Origin of the sequence: Nocardiopsis trehalosi NBRC 14201 (assembly GCF_001552555.1) — a bacterium.
GTDB classification, from domain to species: Bacteria; Actinomycetota; Actinomycetes; order Streptosporangiales; family Streptosporangiaceae; genus Nocardiopsis_B; species Nocardiopsis_B trehalosi.
Genome location: NZ_BCRK01000128.1, coordinates 1 through 17901, shown reverse-complemented (window position 1 = coordinate 17901; position 17901 = coordinate 1). Strand labels below are relative to the sequence as shown.

Sequence of the window (17901 nt, the reverse complement as noted above, 5' to 3'; positions counted from 1 at the left end):
TCCCGCCACAGCGCCGTGGCGATGCCCGTGCGGCGCAGGGCGGGCGGGACGTAGATCATGGTCACCTTGGCGGTGGTGTCGTCCCAGCGCATGGCGCCGACCTGGTGGCGGGCGATGTCCTCCCGGCAGTCGGAGTCGGCGACGTAGGGGCGGATCTCCCGCTCACGGGGGCCGCCTGGACGGCACGGCATGGCGACGAGTTCGCGGCTGCTGAGGAAGGCGTTGCTCGGCTTCGGGTTGTAGACGAAGAACAGCGGAATCGACATCGTGGTTGGTCCCTTCGTGGGTGGTGGCGCTGAGGCCGTATCGGGATGTCCGGCGCGGAGCCGGCCGGGCCGGGAGCGGCCCGGGCTTCAGAGGGCGGCCGGGGCGGTGGCCGGTACGGGGGCGGGGCCGCCGCGCCAGGCGCGCAGCGGGACGGTCCGGTGGTCGCGCGGCACCGCGACGGTCAGGTCCCAGATGCCGTAGGCGGGGCTGTCGCGGTCGGTCGGCGGGAACACGGCCTTGGGCATACGGCCGTCCACGGCGTAGATGCGCCGGCGGTAGAGGCGCACCGCTTGTGCCGGGGCGAGGGTGAGGACCGCGTTGGGCACCTCGAACAGGCCGGGGAAGCGGCGGATGAGGGCGCAGGCGCAGTCCCAGTGCAGGGGCGGCATGGTGTGCACCGGCATCGCCGTGACACCCAGGTAGACCGCCACCTCCTCGTCGGCCAGGCGCGCTCCGCACATCGGGCACAGGCGCTTGGCCATGAACCGGCGCTGGGCGTCGGGGCAGAACCGGGTGCTCGTCCCGCCTCCTTGGGCGGGGTCGCAGGGGCAGTGCAGGACGAGGCCGTGGCCAGGGTCGTTCCAGACCTGCGGCCGGGGAAGCACTCCCGATGCGGTCTTGCGAGTGGTGACCCGCAGGGGCGGGAATCCCCGGCGGTCGCAGGGGGCCGGGAAGCGGGGCAGCGGCAGAGCCGCAGCGATCTCGACGAAGCTGAACTCGGACACGCCAATAGCTCCCATCATGGGATGAATAAAGGTCAACTCAAGGCCAGTGGCCTCCGTGGAAGCCGGCGAAGCGATCCGCGCCATCACCGTCGAACGACAACGAAGCGGTCGCGTCTCGCCGATCGAGCACTCTGGCAGCAGTGCGGCAGGGGCCAGAAACGCCGGAGGGATGCACGGCAGTGCCGTGCATCCCTCCGCCCGCGCCGAGCGCGGCGCGACTCGACAACCCTCGGTCGTTCATGACGAATATTGGTTTATAGCAGCGCAGTCGTCAAGGCTGATATCGGCATCGGCGTGTCTGCCGTGCTGCTCACCCGCCCCCCGCGCACGTCGACGGCGGACAGGCTGGGGGCCCCGGCGTGCCGCCGGGGCCCAGTCGCGTCAGTCGCCGACGTCGACCGCCTCGTCTGCGAAGGGCTGACCCCAGTAGTGAGCCTGGAGGGCCTCGACGTAGGTCAGGGCCGCTTGGGCGAGCGCGCTGGCGGCGTTCACGTCCTGCTCGGTCACGACCTGGTGGTGGGCGGGGGACACCTGCAGGTGGAGGTTGCCCTGATCGACAGCGAGGATCGGCGTCCGGTCGTCGTAGGTGAAGCAGGCACTGCGCGGATTGGCGGCGGTGCCATCGCCTCCGGAATGGAAGGCGACGCAGGTGTACGTCACCACCGCCCCCTCGGGCATTGGGGAATGCGTGGTGTTGATCGAGGTGAAGGGCTGGGTGCTGAATTCGTGCATGTCTTCCTCTCCCGTCGGCGGAACTGCCGCCGGCGGGAGGAAGGGCCCGCCGGACACGCACCGTGACATCATCATCACGCATAATCTTGATAAGCAACTTATCCCGAGTTATATTGCTGCTGTCCGCCACCCTGAACCGAAGTGGAGACACCATGGACCACGCCTTCGCCCCGTTCACCGCCCCGCGCGCCGACCTCGTGCTCGACCGCGCCGCCGGGACGCTGCTCGCCGCCGCGTGCGGGGACGCGCTCGGGGTCCCCTACGAGTTCGCCCACACCCTCGGCGCCCACGAGACCCCGCAAATGAAGGGCGGCGGGCTCGGCCCCTACGCCCCCGGCGAGTACTCCGACGACACCCAGATGGCGGTCTGCATCGCCCAGGTGCTCGCCGACGGCGCCACCGACACCGCCGACCCGGCGGTGCTCGACCGGATCGCCGAGAACTTCCTGACCTGGATCGCCGAAGGCGCCAGCGACCGCGGCGCCCAGACCAACAAGATCCTCGGCGCGGCCGGACCCCTGCGCGGCCGACCCGGGTCCGCCGCCGCCATGGCCAAGGCGGCCCGGGCGCTGACCGACAACGGGGCGCCCAGCGCCGGCAACGGCTCGCTGATGCGCACCGGCCCCGTCGGCCTCATCGCCCTGGACGACGCCGAGGCCACCGCGCGCGCGGCGGAGGTGGTCAGCGCGCTCACCCACGCCGACCTGCTCGCCATCGAGGCGTGCGTGATCTGGTGCGAGGGCATCCGCCACGCCGTCCTGACCGGGACCTTCGACGGGGTGCGCAACGGCCTCGCCCTGATCCCCACCGAGCGGCGGGGCCAGTGGTCGGCCTGGCTGGACGAGGCCGAAGCCAACCCCCCGCACGCCTTCACCCCCAACGGGTTCGTCGTCCGCGCGCTGCAGGCGGCGTGGTCGGCCATCACCCGCACCCCCGTGCCCGCCGACGACCCGGCCCGGGGGGTGTTCGCCGCCGACCACCTGCGCCTGGCCCTGGAGGCGGCCGTGCGCGCCGGCAACGACACCGACACCGTCGCCGCGATCGCCGGGGCGCTGCTCGGCGCCCGCTGGGGCGCCTCGGCCGTGCCCTGGAACTTCCAGCGCGCCGTCCACGGCTGGCCCGGCCTGCACTCCCGCGACCTCGTCGCGCTGGGAGTGCGCATCGCCAGCGCAGGCTCGCCGGACCCCACTGGTTGGCCCACGGCCGAACGCCACCCTCGCCTGGCCGAGTCCCCCGCCCCCATGGCGGTGGTCCACCCGCACGACGACGGGGTGCTCCTGGGCAACCTGCGTCTGGCCGACCGGTGGGCCGGAGATGTCGACGCGGTGGTCTCGCTGTGCCGCACCGGAACGTGCGACTTCGCCGAGGTCGGTCGGCGCGACCACGTCCAGGTGTGGCTGGTCGACCAGTCCGGAGGCAACGCCCACCCCCACTTCGCCGTGGACCAGGCCGCCCGCGCGGTGGCCGGGCTGCGCGCGGAAGGACGCCGGGTGCTGGTGCACTGCGCGGCCGGACGCAGCCGCACCCCCGCGGTGGCCGCCCGCTACTCCACCCTCCTCGGACACAGCCCCGACCGGGCGCTCGCCGACGTCATGGGCGCCCTGGCCGCTAACCGGCCGCTGATCAACGCCGGACTCGACCGCACCGTCTTCGAACTGGCCGGGGAACCGGCGCCGCCAAGCGCTGACCTGACCGGCACCACGCGCCCGGTGCGCGAGAACCAGGGCGCCAACCCGGCCGGAAGCGCCGGGGAGTAGGCGTGGATTCCCACGACGAGCGCGTCCGGGCGGCACTGCCGCCCGGCCTCCGCCCGCACCTGGACAGCCTCACCCCCGTCCCAACCGCCGACCGCCGGCGACCCGGCGGCCGGGGAAGCGTCATCGGTGGCGGGGTTCACGGAGGCGGCGACGTCGGTACCGCAGGGCACTCGGTCGGCCGACGCGAGAACCGAACGCAACTCTCGGTTGCCCCGCCAAACGGGCAGGGCTCAGCCGACACGCAGGACCCGGATTTTCGTCCGGCCGGGAAGGCGGAGAACTCCCCAGGGACTCAGTGCACCGGGCCGACGAAGGGCTGCCCCCCGAATGCCCGACCAACCCGGAAGCAGACGAACGGGGCCCCGGACAAGGCCCCCGAGCTCGAACGGCTCCTCGACCACCTCAATGGGCGCCCCGACGCGACCGTGCGCGCCTACACCGCCGACTGGAACCGCTGGCGCACCTGGTGCATCCTGAACGACCGCTCTCCGCTGCCCGCCGACCCAGCCGACGTCGCGCTCTACCTCGCCTCGGCCGCCCTCACCGACACGCGCACCGGCCGACCCGCCAACGCACCCGCCACCATCGACCGCTGGGCCGCAGCCATCGCCGCCGTCCACCGCGCCCACACGCTGCCCAACCCCACCACCACCGAACCCGCCGCCGCGGTCCTGCGGGTCCTGCGGCGCCGCCGCCGCGCGGCCACCGCCCGCCTGGCCTCCCGCCAGCTCACCAACGCCGAGTTCCTACGCCTGCTCGACGCCCTGCCGCCCGATACCTGGCCCCACACCGTCACCCGGCGCCGCGATCGCCTCATCCTCACCCTCGGCCGCACCACCGGCCTGGGCCCCGACCCCCTCCTCGACCTCACCACCACCACGGCCCGCCTCGAACCCGGCCCGAGCGCACACCTCCTCGTCGACACCGGCGAGGAACGCCTGCGCATCGACGCCGCGCTCGACGGTCCCGCGATCGCCTGCACGGTGTGCGCCTACGCCGACTGGCGCGAACTCCTCGACATCGCCGACGCCCAGGGCGCCGATGCCTTGCGCACCCGTCCGCACCCGGACACACCCGCCACATCGGGAGGCGCCCACACCTGCCGCCGGGCGACCACAGCAACCCCCCGCACCGGACAGGCGCTTTTCCGCCGCCTGCACCGCGGAGGCACCATCGGCACCGCCCGCCCCGGCCCCGACACCGTCCGCACGCTCGTCCACACCTACGCCCACCACGCTGACCTCGCCCCCGACGCCCTCACCGCCTTCTCCCTGCGCCAGCCACCCGGGAATTGACGGCACGAACCGGCACGACGCGCGCCCTACTCCGCCTGCTCGAATGCGCCTCAACGCGACCGACACCAGCCGAGAGCCACACCTTCCGAAGCGGTTCTAAGACGCAAGCCTTCACATCGGTGCCGTGACGAGAAGGTGCCCTCATTCGCTGCCACTAAGTGATGCTGTCGCCATACTGAGTGCCGTCGGCGTTGCGATCCTCAGCGGCCGTTGCGGGCCGCTGCCACGAGTTGGACGCCACCAGCGGCAACCTGTCGCCCGCGTTGCGATCCTCAGCGGCCATTGCGGGCCGCTGCCACGCCGCATGCTGTAGGCCCTCGCGGCCTCGGTGATGTGGTTGCGACCCTCAGCGGCCGTTGCGGGCCGCTGCCACCTGCGCATCCTCCCGGACTAGCTGGTCACCGGGGTGTTGCGATCCTCAGCGGTCGTTGCGGGCCGCTGCCACAGTCCGCCGGCGATGTCGGCCCCCAGGTCGATGCTGTTGCGATCCTCAGCGGCCGTTGCCACCACACCCCAGTCGTCGCGCACCAGGTCGACCCCGGAGTTGCGATCCTCAGCGGCCGTTGCGGGCCGCTGCCACCGCCAGTCCTCCCAGGCCTCATCGAGCCAGGCGGCGTTGCGATCCTCAGCGGCCGTTGCGGGCCGCTGCCACGGGGGCCCCGGGCAGCGGCCGGGGCCGGCCACGCGGTTGCGATCCTCAGCGGCCGTTGCGGGCCGCTGCCACCGCCGCGCTCCTCACCGACCTCGCCGCCGCCCTGGAGTTGCGATCCTCAGCGGCCGTTGCGGGCCGCTGCCACCTCGGGGTGCTGTCCCAGCTCGGCACCATCGGTTCGTTGCGATCCTCAGCGGCCGTTGCGGGCCGCTGCCACGATGCGGCGGCCAGCGCCTCGGACGACCCGTTCGAGTTGCGATCCTCAGCGGCCGTTGCGGGCCGCTGCCACCAGGCCGTCCTCGGCGGTCACCACCTGGTTCAGGTAGTTGCGATCCTCAGCGGCCGTTGCGGGCCGCTGCCACCGCGACCAGCAGGTCGACCGCCGCGCGGACGCGGATGTTGCGATCCTCAGCGGCCGTTGCGGGCCGCTGCCACCCGGCGCAGATTGGCGCACTGGGCAAGATGATCAAGTTGCGATCCTCAGCGGCCGTTGCGGGCCGCTGCCACGACAGGCCGTATGGACAGTTCAGGACCATGCTCCTGTTGCGATCCTCAGCGGCCGTTGCGGGCCGCTGCCACCGCGCTACCGTCACCGCATGGACACCACCCCCTCCACGCTGCGATCCTCAGCGGCCGTTGCGGGCCGCTGCCACCGGCCGACCTCGCGGAGATCGCCCGCCTCAACGAGGTTGCGATCCTCAGCGGCCGTTGCGGGCCGCTGCCACACCTTGATCTGCTGCATCGGTCGGCCGTCCGGCCAGTTGCGATCCTCAGCGGCCGTTGCGGGCCGCTGCCACGGAAGGGAAACTTAACAACCAGGTTGGTCTGCGAAGTTGCGATCCTCAGCGGCCGTTGCGGGCCGCTGCCACCGCGGCTCAGCACATGCAGGTTGTGTTCGAGCTGGGTGTTGCGATCCTCAGCGGCCGTTGCGGGCCGCTGCCACACCCCAAGGTCGCGGGGGGTGCCACCCCGGGCATGACGTTGCGATCCTCAGCGGCCATTGCGGGCCGCTGCCACAGTCCATCATCAGCGGAAATACTTCTCGAGTACTCAGCTGGAGCACCGCAGGAAAAGGACGGACATATCGAAGTCGTGACGAACATGCCTGGGAACCCCTCCGGCTTTTCATGTCCACTCCGGGTTCCCAACTTGTTCGGCGCGTTTCTTACCCGAGTATCCCACCACGATGTTCACCCGCCCACACCGCTTCTCCGCGTACGCCGTCGAACGGTGGCCGCTGTGTCTGGTCCGCGGTATTTCAGCTCGGCGGGCGGGTGTCGATTGGGCTGCTTCGCAGCGCACGGCGCCAAGGGGCGAGTCGATCAGTTACAGCGCGCCGCCCCGCTGGGCGAAGTTCGGCTCACGCTCGGGGACACGTCGGCCGAGGAGGTGTTCGGCTCGGGCGCGCAGAGGCGACGCCAGGGCGAAGTTGTCCCCGCGGGTGGTGGTGTGCAGGAGTTCGGTGATGGCGACCAATTCGGCGAAGCGTCCGGTGTCTGTTTCCAGTTCGTCGGTGAAGACCTGGCGGATGCGGGCGGCCAGTGGTGGCGTGAGCAGGCTGTGGGCGTAGAAGGTGGCGGCATCGTAGCCGACCGGCGCTCGGCCCCACCCCTCCCAGTCGAGAAGGCAGAGCGCGGGGCCCGCCAGGTTGGCGGCGTGCAGGTCGCCGTGAGCGGTCGTCCACGCCTGGACGGTCGTGCCGATGGGTTCGCCGAGGAAGTGGGGCATGGCACGGTCGAGGTAGGACTGGCGGATCGTGATTCGATCGGTGGCGACGCGGCCGAGGATGCCTAGCGTGGAGCGCAGGTCCGCCCACCACCTGGGGTCGGGGCGGAAGGCGAAGGCCGTCTGCACGCCGGGCACGGACGACGCCGCGAGAGCAGAGGGCGCACGGGCCGAGAGCTCGGCGCGGTAGGACCAGGCGGGGTCGGTCCAATCGTGGACGGCGTGCAGGTGCGGCCGGGGTATACCAGCTGTTAGGGCGGCCTGCGCTTCGCGGGCACCGCTCCAGAACACGCCACCGTCTGCCCCCTTGGGAGCGCAGGCGACGCGCAGCCAGAGCGGTCTCCCCCTGTCGATGACGGGGCCGCTGACGGTGCGTCCGCGCCAGCCCCAGGACAGGCCGGGGCCGTCTGCCTGGAGCGCGAGTGCGGTGCGTGCGGCGCGGTGGGCGTGCCGCATCCGTTCGAGGGTGGACCGGTCGACGGAGGCGCCGGCCGTCACGCCTCGCCCCGGCGTTCAGGTGCGGCGGGGACGGGTGTTGGTCCCATGACGGCTTCGCGTGCCGCGCGGGCCAGAGCGGCCTGGGTGCCGGCGCCCAGGCCGAGCCGGTTGAAGTGGAAGATGAGGTGGTGGGCGCAGACCGCGCGCAGCCCGCGGTCCAGCCGGCCGTTGCCGGCGGCGTCCGCGAGATCGCGGCCGGCCTGGTCGAAGGCGGCCGCCCAGGGGGCCGCAGAAGACAGGAGCCCGCCGGGGCCCATCAGGGAGCCGCGGGGTCCGGTGCCGGCGTTCATCAGCACGCGCACGTCGGCGGTCAGCCGGTGCCACCGCCCCTTCGGGATGGCGGCAGAGGGGCGCATTTGCTCGACGCGGTGCCACACATCGCCCTGCTCGTACCAGTCCAGGCCGGCGGCGCGCAGCAGGGTGCCGGCCAGCAGAACGGCGAGTTCGCGGCGCCGGAGCGGAGCACGTGCGGTGGCGGTTCGCAGGTGGTCGAGGATGGCGCTGCTGTCGGCGTGGAAGAGCTCGTGTGCGGCGGCCATGCCTGCGGGGCCGCCGAAGGCGAGGGTTTCGGGTTCGTAGATGCCGGTGCGCCATCCGGTGGCCGCCGCGCTGGAGGTGAGGTCGTCGAGCAGTTCGCGGAGGAGCGGGTGGACGGATTGCGACTCGACGTGGGGTGCGGGGCGGTAGCGCAGTCGCCAGGAAGGGGCCTTGCGGATGTACCACCAGTCGCGGATGTCGTCGGTGGTCCTCAGCAGTGGGGCGATCCGGGTGGCCGCGAGGTGTTCTGCGGTGGCCGGGTCGGTGAAGTCGATGCTGACCTGACGCCATATGTACGGGTGCGGTCGGCTGGCGGCGGTGCCCTGGAGGAGCGTCTTCGGTGCCCCGACCGTGACGGGGTGGTGCGGCTCGGTGTGTTCGCGGGTGCGGTGCTGTGGGGTGGAGGCCTGCGTCGGGGCGTGGGCGGGGCGGGGCCGGGTGGGCATGGCGGGTTCCGTTCGTGGTGCCGGTCAGTCGATCAGCAGGACGGCGTCCCACGTCGATGGGGGCAGGGCGGGTCGCGCGGCGCTGCTGAGAGCCAGAGCGGCCCCGGCCGCTCCGTCCAGGAGCCCTGGGCCGTCGGGGACCGCAGTGGTGAGGGCGTCGGTGAGGTGGTCGAGGGAGGCGGTGCGCATCGCGCCGGTGGCCTCCGCGTGGGCGCGTCGAGCGGTCTGCAGCAGGCCGGCGCGCCCGTGGCAGAGCCCGGCCCCGGTGAGTGCGGTGGTCAATTGCGGATCGGCGAGGCAGGCGGCGAGGGCGCTCTCCGCAGCGGTTGACCGGTGGGCGTCTCCCAAGGCCAGCCCTGCGACCTGCTGGGCGCGTGCGATCCCGGGGGTGCCGTAGCACCAGCTCGGCCGCACCGGGCCCGCTGGCCGGGGGCGGCCGGCGAAAATTTCGTCGCGGCTGATCCACTGCGGCCACCCGTGGCCGTGTTCGCCGCCGTGCCGCCAGTCGTCCAGCCAGGTGCAGACGGTGTGGATGGCGGCGTCGAGTCCGTCGACCGTGGCGCCGCGGCGGCGAGCGCGGGACAGCAGGGCCAGCGGTCCGGTGATGCCGTGGGCCATGCCCAAGTTGGCGTGCCCGCCCGCGGGGTGGGCGGCCGCGTTGCGGGTGGGCGGGCCGTCGACCCACCACCCGGGCAGGGTGCCGTCCGGGGTGAGCAGTGGCCGGGTGAGGCGGACCAGGTAGTCCAGGATGCGCCCGAGGACGCCGCTCCGGGGGTTGCGGTGCAGCAGGTAGGCGCCGATGCCGGTGAGGCCGTGGAAGAGGTCGTACTCGGCGAAGGAGGCGCAGGGGACCCCCCGGTCGATGCGGGAGTGTGCCTGGTCGAGGCGGCGGTGGGTCAGCGCGTTGACGTGGGTGTCGAGGCGGTCGAGTGCGTCGGTGTAGCGGTGGCGGCCGTCAGCGTGGGCCGCGTTGAGGACGAAGGCGAGGGCGGGCGCGCCGGTCAGCAGGCAGGCGTCGTCGGCGGCGCTGACGGGCGCTCGGGTGGCGGCCCGAACCCAGGCGTGGGCGGTCTCCCAGGTGCCGGCTCCGGTGAGGGCGTTGTCGATGTGGAGCAGGGCGATCCCGGCGGCGCCGCGTGCCAGGGACGACACGGCGGGGGTGTCGTCTGTCGGTGTGCCGGGGTGTCGCACCTGTTCGGTCAGGGCGTGCGCCGCGGTTCGGGCGCGGGACGCGGCGCTCACGGCGGCGGACTTCCGGTGGCGGGGCGTGGGCGCAGGCGCACTGCGGCCGCGCGGGCGAGGCGGAGGGCGAGGCCGTCGTCGTCGCCCACGCATCGTCCGTGGTGGGCGCGCAGCAGGGAGCGGGTGGCGGTGTCGGGGTCGGCGTGCGCCGTGGTGTGGCCGGCGTTGTCGGTCAGGGCGCGGCGGCGGTGCCGCCAGGCGGCCGCCACCTCGGCCGCCACTGCCGACGGGTGGGCGGAGGCGTCGAGGTCCGTATGGGCGAGGAGGTGGAGCGTCGCGTCGATCAGCTCTGCTTCCACGGCTTCGCCGGGGCGCGGCTCGTTGTGGATCAGCCAGTCGGGGCCGCGCAGGGTGGCGGCGATGTCGACCAGGCTCGCGGCGGTAAGGGCGTGGATCGGGGTGGAGCCGGCTTCGGACATGTGGAGCTGGGCCAGGGCGGCGCGGGAGTCGGCGGTGAAGACCGCTTCGGCGGCGTGCAGCGCGCCGTCGTGGCCGTAGCGCCCTTCTTGGGGGTGGTGGGTCGTGAGTTCGAGGTCGCCGGCGAGACCGTGGTCGCGGAGTCCGGCGGCCCAGGAGCCCAGGTGTGCGGCGGCTGGCCCGAACTGCGCGGGGGTTGTGAGGCCCGCGTGGATCGCGAGGTGGGGCGGAGCTGTGGCGGCGTGGTGGTGGCGGGTGAACCACCAGACGGCGGGTGTGCCCAGGGCGGCGAGGAGGCGGGGCAGGTGGTCGGTGATGATCTCGGCCTGGCGGAGCGGGTGGGCGTGGAGGCGGGCGCTGATCCAGGCGGCGTGGCCGGGGAGGCGGCCGCTGCCGGGTGCCTCCGGTCGGCCGGCGCGCCTGCGCGTCGGCCGGTCGGCGCGGCGGTCCGGGGCCGTGCGCAGGACGAGCAGGAACTCGTGCGGGCGCCCGGCCCAGCCGAACGCGGCCGGGTCGGGGGCCTCACGCAGTTCCAGTCGGCCCGCCGTGTTCAGGCGGGCGCGCAGCAGGTCGCGGTGCGCGGGCTCGGCCACGTCCAGTGGTAGGCGCTGCTCGCCGTGGCACATCACCACCCGGCGCGGTGCGCCGGTGCGGGCGCGCCATTGTGCGAAGGAGGCGCTCCAAGCGGTCGCGGCGGCCTGCCGGGGGGCGACGTCGTCCGCGTCGATGCGCCAGCGGGCGGCGGAGATCACGGTCCGGCCGTAGCGCACGCGCGACAGGAACGGCAGGGTACCGGCCGCTCCCCAGTCGAAGGCGCCGTAGACGGCATCGCGCGCGGTGGCGACCTCGGAGAGGAACCGGGCCAGCGGCGGGGTCAGCCGGCCGGCCTCGGCTGCGTGGGGGACGAACGGGTACACCCGCCGCCCCGTGGACATCTGCACCAGGTGGAGCCGTCGCTCGTCGCCGGTGACGCCGAGGTCGGCCACCTCGATGACCGTGTCTCCGGTGGGCCGGTGCTCCGACAGGGGGAGCATGGTGTCAGCGAGCCGCGGTGTGCGGGTGACGTTGCGGGCGTGGGTGCGGCGCGGGGAGAACGACAGTTGTGCGGCGATCGCATCGCCGTCGGACGGGGCGTAGGTGGCGGCCAAGTCGGCGCGTAGCGGGGCGGGCAGCAGTTCGGCGAAGCGTCCGGCCAGGCCGGCCTGCGGGCGCGGGGCGACGGCGACCAGGAGGCGGTAGTCGCCCCGGCCCAGGGCATCGGCTGACGCGGCGTGCACCTGGACGGCCAGCTCCACCCGGTGCGGCGCGGTGGCCGCGTCCTGCCCGCCGGCGTCGAGGCGGTCGATCAGGGGTGCGGTGAGGACGATCTCGGTCCGGCGGTCGAGTGCGGCCTGCTGGGCGAGGCCGAGCAGCGCTTCGTCGCGCGCGGTGAGTACCCGGGGAGGGAACGGGGTGGCGGCGTCCGCGTACCCGGCGGGCAGGCCCAGGCCGGAGTCGGACAGCAGGTCGCGCACGCCCACCAGGGCGCCGGGCCCGTAGCGCTGCCGGAACCGGGCGTGGAAGTCCCGCCAGTACGGGTGGCCGTAAGGGTGCGGGCTCAGCCGCACGAGGACGGCGGCCGCCGCTTCGGCCTCGGCGATGACGGCCGGCGGCAGCGCGGCGTCGACGTCCAGGCCGGCGGTGAGGACGATCCCCGCTTCGGTGGCAGGTGCCGCCTCGGCCATGCGCCGCCGGATGCGGGCGCGCAGGGACGGGGCGTTCTCGTTCGGCGTGTGCCGGTGCTGCAGCAGGTCGGCGTGGACGGCTCCCAGCCGTTCGGTCTGCTCGCCGAGGCCGCCGTTGCTCCCGGCGGCGCGCAGCCGGTGCACGAGGTGCCCGAGGGCGTCGGGCGTGGTCATGGGGGCGCGCAGGTCGGTGACCAGCACGTTGTGGGCGATGAGGTCGGCCACGAGGGCGCGCACGCGGTCTTCCGGAGCCGTCGGATGGGCGCCGCGCACCCGGCCGACCAGGTCGCCGACCTGGATGGGTGTGCGGGCGGCGTCGAGGACGGTGCGCACCGGTCCGGTGCGGCGCAGGGACGCCTCGACGGGCGCCCATGCCCCGGCGGGCTCGGTCGGGGCCCGGCCGGGGGCCACCAGGCGTCCTCCGCGGGGAAAGGCGGTGGGGTTGGCGACGACGTGCCACCGGTCGAGCAGTGGGCCGTGCGACTCTAGGCCGGTGACCACGTGCTCCAGCCAGGTCTCGTCGGCCCGAGCCCAGACCTGCGGTTCCCGCCCCCAGCGCATGCGGGGCGTGTCGGAGATGCGGGCCGGGGCCACCCCGGCGAGCAGTCCGAACGGGGTGGCCCGGTGCTGCCAGCGCAGTTGGTAGGACAGCAGCGACCGCACCAGGCGGCGCAGCCGCCGCTCGGCGGAGTGGGCGCCGGCGAGGTCGGCCTCGATCCGGGACGCCAGGACGGGACTGGCCTCCGCCACGGCCGAACGCAGCCGGTGGTCGGCCCATGCGTCGCGCAGCCATCGCCGCAGCCGTTCCGGTCCGGCCTCGGGGTCGGGCGGCGCGGCGAGGGCGGGCCCGGTGAAGGTCGTGGCGCGCAGGAGGGGGGCCGCCGCGCAGCGGTAGCGGATGCGCTCGGACGTCGCCATGGCGGCCTCATTCCGTGGGGTGCGCGTACCGGGCCGGTGCGGGCCCGGTACGCCGGGCGGGACGGGGGTCAGACCGGGTCGCCGGTGTAGGAGATGCAGGCGGTGCCGGTGCAGGTGCTTCCGCAGTTGTCGCTGGTGCTCTGCTGCAGGGCGGCGATGGGTTCGGCGGCTTCGACCACGCGCAGGTCCAGCGCGAAGTCGGCGTCGTCGGTGAGGCCGCTGACGCGGGCCGTGGTGGTGGGCGACATGGTGGAACTCCTCAGGATGTGGGTGTTGCGGCGGGTGGCACCGGTCGGAGAGACCAGGTCAGGGCCAGGTCAGGACGATGCGGGCGTGCCGCTTGGCGAGGACGCGCCCGGGCGGCGGCGGTACGGGGACGGCAGCGTCGGCCGGGAAGGCGGTGATCCGCGGGCCGGGGCCGCCGCGGTACTCGCGGTCCCACCGGCGCACCAGGTCGGCGACCCGGTGCGCCAGTTCGCGGCCCTGCGGGCCGAAGGCGTGCGCGCCGAACTCGAACTCGGCCGGATCGTCGGACACGCGGCGCACGGCCAGGTAGGCGAGCGAGGCTTCGTCGACCACCGCGGGGCATGCCTTGGTGTTCAGCGGGGCAACCGGTCCCGGGTCGCCTTCGGGGTCGACCGAGAGCAGGCCGAAGCCGTCCAGTGCGGTGGCCAGCCACAGCTGGAGGGTGTCGAAGGGGACGGCCGAGCCGATGCGCACGCCCGTCCACGCCTCGACGCGCTCGCCGTCCAGCACCCCCTGCAGGCGGTCGGCGTCGGGGAACCAGTGCTCGTCGAAGCGGAGGGCGACGTGGGTGCCGCGAAGCTGCAGCAGCCGCTCGGGGTGCGCCCCGGCTCCCTGCATCGGGACGAACCCGCACACCTTGACCGACCGCGCGGCCAGGTGGCCGTCCACGCGTTCGAAGGCCACCGACCGCGTCAACCCGTTCAGGCGCAGGGGGACGGTCAGCGTCCCGCCTGCGGTCAGCTGCTCCGTCCACGCCGGGGGCAGGTCCCAGGCCCCGACGGTGACGATGACGGCGTCGTAGGGAGCGGATGGGGCGTAGCCGTTCTCGGCGTCCGCCTGCTCCACGCGGACGGCGGTGTAGCCGGTGCGGGCCAGCAGCCCGCGGGCGCGGGCCACGACGTCGGCGTCGATGTCGACCGAGGTGACGTGTCCGGACGCCCCGGTGACCTCGGCCATCAGCGCGGCGTTGTAGCCGCCGGACCCGATCTCCAGCGCGCGCATCCCCTCGGCCAGCCCGGACTGCTCCAGCATCATGGCCTGGATGTGGGCGGCCGACACCGAGCTGAGGGCGACACCGTGCTCATCGCGCTTGGTGACCACGGCGTTGCGGGCGTCGTATGCCTCCTCCAGTGCGGCTTCGGGGGCGAACAGGTGCCGGGGGACGGCGCGCAGCGCGGTCTCGACCCCCTTGGAGACGATCGTCCCCTCGTCCACGAGTCCGTCGACGAGTTGCCGGCGCAGTTCCTCGGCACGAGGCGGATCGGCGGCCAGGTCGGTCACGGGCACTCCCCCAGGGTTCGGTTCGTCGGTCATCGAGGTCGAATGCGACCTCTCGGGCCCCGGCGCCGCAGCGGCGCGGGGACGATTCCCAATTTGGTGGCGCGGCGGCCCCGAAGTCGAGAGGGTGATTCAGACAGCCCCCGCCGTCTGAAACCCTCCGGAGGTGAAGCGGTGCCCCGCCCCCCGAAACCGCTGGCCCCCGACCGCAGCCCCGCCACGTGGTTCGGCGCGGAGGTGCGCCACTGGCGCCGGCACCGCGCCTACTCCCAGCGCGAACTGGGCGAGCTGGTCCACGTCCACGCCGACACCATCGCGAAAATCGAGAAGGCCCAGCGCGGTTGCAGCCGTGAACTCGCGGCCGCCCTCGACCGGACGCTCGCCACCGGCGGGGTGCTGGAGCGGGCCTGGCCACTGGTCGACACCCACCGCACGGCACCGCCGCCCCGGCCGGCACCGGCCGCCCCCTCCGCCGGCCTCCTCCCGCACCGGCCCGCCGAACCGCCGCGCGAGGTCCACCCGGCCGACATCGCGCAGATCCGCGAAGCCGCCCGCACCTTCGCGAGCTGGGACCACAGCTACGGCGGGTCCGTGGCACGCATCGCCCTCACCGCCCACCTGGAATGGTCCGGTCGGCTCCTGCACGCCCGCATCCCCGCCTCGCTGCGCCGCGACGCCTTCACCGCGGTCGCCCACCTGGCCTGCGTCGGCGGCTTCACCGCCTTCGACGCCTACGCCCACGACGACGCCCGCCGCATGTTCGCCTTCGCCCTGGAGACCGCCGAAGAGGCCGGCGACTGGCACCTGCGCGCCAAGGTGCTGTCCAACCGGGCCCGCCAGGCGGTGTGGTGCGCCCGACCCGACGAAGGACTGACCTGGGCCGAACTGGGCCTGGTACGTGCCGAACGGCTCTCCCCTCCCGAACAGGCGATGCTGCACACCGCCCGGGCCCGTGCCCACGCCCGCATGGGCGACCGCGCCCAGGCCCTGGCCGCCGTGGACGCCGCCGACCGGGCGTTCTCCTCCCCCGCCGATCGGCCCGCCCCCGCGTGGATGGATTACTACGACGCCGCCCAGCACGCCGGCGACACCGGTCACGCCCTGTGGGACCTCGCCGTGGCCGGCACCCACCCTCCCGGCGAGGCGCTGCGCCGCCTGCAGACCGCGACGGAGGGCCACACCGGGGCCTACGCCCGCTCCCGGGCGATCTCCGGCATCAAACTGGCCTCCCTGCAGATGCGCGCCACCGACCCCCAGCAGGCGGTGGAGACCGCCATGCGGGCGTTGGACGACGCCGGACGCGTCCGCTCCCGCAGGGCCGAGGACGACCTGCGCGAGCTGTACCGTACGGCCGCACACCACCGCCGGTGTGGATCGGTAACCGATCTCCGCGACCGCATCATCGACCTGGTGGGAGACCCGTGAGCACCGACTACCCGAACGTCCTCGCCACCGCCGTCCGCGCAGCCCGGATCGCGGCCGACCCCGAACGCGCCGAACCCGTCCGCATCGGCGAGAACGCCGTCTTCCGCCTGCCCGACGGCCTCATCGTCCGCATCGCCCGCACCGGCCAGGAGAACGCGGCACGCCGAGAGGTCCGCATCGCCCGGTGGCTCGCCGACCACGGCGTCCCCGCCGTGCGCCCGCGCGCAGCCGAGCAGCCGGTGCTCGTCGACGGCCACGCCGTCACCTTCTGGGACGACATCGGCGACCACACGACCGGCACCGCCGCCGACGTCGCCCACCTCATCCGCGCCCTGCACGACCTCCCGCTCCCCCCGGAACGCTCCTGGCTCGGCCGGCTCGACCCCTTCGTCCGCCTCGACCAGCGCATCGACGACGCCGCGACCCTGCCGCAGCGCGACCGGGACTGGCTGCGGGACCACCTGGCCGGGCTGCGGCAGGCGTGGCTGGACCTGCCCCCGGGCCTGGGAGAACGCCTCGTGCACGGCGACGCGTGGGTCGGCAACGTCGCCCGCCCGCACGGCGGCCCCCCGCTCCTGCTGGACCTGGAGCGCTGCTCCCTGGGACGCCCCGAATGGGACCTGGTCTCCACGGCGATCAAGCTGACCTCGTTCGCCTGGCTCCCCGGGTCGGACTACGCCGAGTTCGTCACGGTCTACGGCCACGACGTCACCGACTGGTCAGGGTTCGCGGTCATGCGCGACGTCCGCGAACTGCGCATGGCCCTGTACTTCGCCCAGCACGCCGCCACCAGCCCCCGCATGCACGACGAGGCGGTCCTCCGCCTGCGCTGCCTCCAAGGCCACGAGGGCCCCCGCCCCTGGCCCTGGACCCCTGCTGCCTGACCCCGCCATGAATACGGTCTCTGCCGCCATCACGAGGTCCACGTCTGCCCATGTCTATGGCCACTGCGATCCTCGGTGACCGCTGCCGCGCGCTGATCCACACCTCGCGCCCGCTGCGGTCCTCAGCGACCGCGGCCAACCGCTGCCACAGCGGGGCTTTGCCATCAGCACATGCATGACTTCGTTGCGATCCTCAGCGGCCGTTGCCGACCGCTGCCACCCAGCACGACGCCGACCGTCGTCGCGTAGTGACTGGTTGCGATCCTCAGCGACCGTTGCGGGCCGCTGCCACATGGGCAACTACCCCGCCATCCGCGGGGTCGTGAAGTTGCGATCCTCAACGGCCGTTGCGGGCCGCTGCCACTCTGCGCTGCGCCGGGACGCCCCGCACTCGTGGTGTGGTTGCGATCCTCAGCGGCCGTTGCCAGCCGCTGCCACGAGGACACCATCATGGACCAGGAACCCATCCTCGTGGTTGCGATCCTCAGCGGCCGTTGCGGGCCGCTGCCACGAGTCGGCAGTGGGCGATCTCTACCGGGTTCTCGTAGTTGCGATCCTCAGCGGCCGTTGCGGGCCGCTGCCACTTGCGCGTCGACGGGTTCTGGGCCGCCCACGTGCGGTTGCGATCCTCAGCGGCCGTTGCGGGCCGCTGCCACCCCATGGCCGCGCGGAACCGCTCCGACAGGGTGAGGTTGCGATCCTCAGCGGCCGTTGCGGGCCGCTGCCACGCGGGCGATGACCGCGCACGAGGTCCACGGGGCGTCGTTGCGATCCTCAGCGGCCGTTGCGGGCCGCTGCCACGGTCACCAGGTAGGGGGCCGTCTTCTCCTGGAAGACGTTGCGATCCTCAGCGGCCGTTGCGGGCCGCTGCCACCTCCACGGCACCGATCTACCGCGCTTCACCATCCTGTTGCGATCCTCAGCGGCCGTTGCGGGCCGCTGCCACGCCACCTCCCCGTGCAGCAGCCCCGCCACGAGCCGTTGCGATCCTCAGCGGCCGTTGCGGGCCGCTGCCACATGTCCTCACGGAGCATGGGCGCCACGAGGGTCATGGTTGCGATCCTCAGCGGCCGTTGCGGGCCGCTGCCACCCGTGCCGCCGCGCACCCGCGCCCAGGCCGCCGAGGTTGCGAT

At 73.7% G+C, this 17901-nt stretch carries 14 protein-coding genes and 2 CRISPR repeat arrays; of the genes, 4 read left to right on the top strand and 10 right to left on the bottom strand.

What is annotated here, in order from left to right:
• From NT8_RS19940 to NT8_RS19930, 3 genes are all read right to left on the bottom strand, one after another.
• The coding region (locus tag NT8_RS19940; RefSeq protein ID WP_217999263.1) for a GNAT family protein at positions 1-266 on the bottom strand (266 nt) is incomplete at its 3' end.
• A gap of 87 nt (positions 267-353) precedes the next feature.
• Positions 354-992: a hypothetical protein gene (locus NT8_RS29505; protein ID WP_157515906.1), complete on the bottom strand. Its 639-nt coding sequence runs from the start codon at positions 990-992 to the stop codon at positions 354-356.
• Positions 993-1373: 381 nt separating this feature from the next.
• The gene (locus NT8_RS19930) at positions 1374-1724 is read right to left on the bottom strand and encodes a hypothetical protein (RefSeq protein ID WP_067971808.1); all 351 of its coding nucleotides are present in this window, start codon (positions 1722-1724) and stop codon (positions 1374-1376) included.
• A 152-nt stretch (positions 1725-1876) separates the two neighbouring features.
• Between NT8_RS19930 and NT8_RS31495 the strand changes: the two genes are divergently transcribed.
• Positions 1877-3481: an ADP-ribosylglycohydrolase family protein gene (locus tag NT8_RS31495; protein ID WP_084469115.1), complete on the top strand. Its 1605-nt coding sequence runs from the start codon at positions 1877-1879 to the stop codon at positions 3479-3481.
• Positions 3482-3906: 425 nt separating this feature from the next.
• The gene (locus tag NT8_RS31335) at positions 3907-4776 is read left to right on the top strand and encodes a hypothetical protein (RefSeq protein ID WP_067971805.1); all 870 of its coding nucleotides are present in this window, start codon (positions 3907-3909) and stop codon (positions 4774-4776) included.
• 390 nt (positions 4777-5166) lie between these two features.
• On the opposite strand, the gene NT8_RS31585 is transcribed toward NT8_RS31335, so the two are convergent.
• The 7 genes from NT8_RS31585 to fxlM form a co-directional block, all read right to left on the bottom strand.
• Positions 5167-5304, bottom strand: a complete 138-nt coding sequence (locus NT8_RS31585) for a hypothetical protein (RefSeq protein ID WP_449406618.1) — start codon at positions 5302-5304, stop codon at positions 5167-5169.
• 14 nt (positions 5305-5318) lie between these two features.
• Positions 5319-6445: direct repeats of the CRISPR family, unit length 37 nt; unit sequence GTTGCGATCCTCAGCGGCCGTTGCGGGCCGCTGCCAC.
• A gap of 309 nt (positions 6446-6754) precedes the next feature.
• On the bottom strand, positions 6755-7609 hold the full coding sequence (locus NT8_RS19915) for a hypothetical protein (protein ID WP_067971824.1): 855 nt from the start codon (positions 7607-7609) through the stop codon (positions 6755-6757).
• Positions 7610-7647: 38 nt separating this feature from the next.
• On the bottom strand, positions 7648-8634 hold the full coding sequence (locus NT8_RS19910; protein ID WP_067971802.1) for a thiopeptide-type bacteriocin biosynthesis protein: 987 nt from the start codon (positions 8632-8634) through the stop codon (positions 7648-7650).
• Between the two features lie 24 nt (positions 8635-8658).
• Positions 8659-9786 carry a lanthionine synthetase C family protein gene (locus NT8_RS19905; protein ID WP_245646252.1) on the bottom strand — a complete coding sequence of 376 codons (1128 nt, stop codon included), beginning with the start codon at positions 9784-9786 and terminating at the stop codon, positions 8659-8661.
• Between the two features lie 86 nt (positions 9787-9872).
• Entirely contained in the window at positions 9873-12935 is a 3063-nt protein-coding gene (locus NT8_RS19900; protein WP_067971800.1) for a lantibiotic dehydratase, read from the bottom strand.
• Positions 12936-13003: 68 nt separating this feature from the next.
• Positions 13004-13183, bottom strand: a complete 180-nt coding sequence (locus NT8_RS19895; protein WP_067971798.1) for an FxLD family lanthipeptide — start codon at positions 13181-13183, stop codon at positions 13004-13006.
• Between the two features lie 58 nt (positions 13184-13241).
• Positions 13242-14468, bottom strand: coding sequence for a methyltransferase, FxLD system (fxlM, locus tag NT8_RS19890; RefSeq protein ID WP_245646251.1), 1227 nt, complete (start codon positions 14466-14468; stop codon positions 13242-13244).
• A gap of 165 nt (positions 14469-14633) precedes the next feature.
• Here fxlM and NT8_RS19885 point away from each other — a divergent pair, with 165 nt between their 5' ends.
• Both NT8_RS19885 and NT8_RS19880 read left to right on the top strand, forming a co-directional pair.
• Positions 14634-15884: a helix-turn-helix domain-containing protein gene (locus tag NT8_RS19885; RefSeq protein ID WP_157515905.1), complete on the top strand. Its 1251-nt coding sequence runs from the start codon at positions 14634-14636 to the stop codon at positions 15882-15884.
• Positions 15881-16768, top strand: a complete 888-nt coding sequence (locus tag NT8_RS19880) for an aminoglycoside phosphotransferase family protein (protein ID WP_067971795.1) — start codon at positions 15881-15883, stop codon at positions 16766-16768. The genes NT8_RS19885 and NT8_RS19880 overlap by 4 nt, the downstream gene beginning before the upstream one ends.
• A 183-nt stretch (positions 16769-16951) precedes the next feature.
• Positions 16952-17858: a CRISPR direct-repeat array (repeat unit 37 nt; unit sequence GTTGCGATCCTCAGCGGCCGTTGCGGGCCGCTGCCAC).
• Positions 17859-17901: the final 43 nt, after the last annotated feature.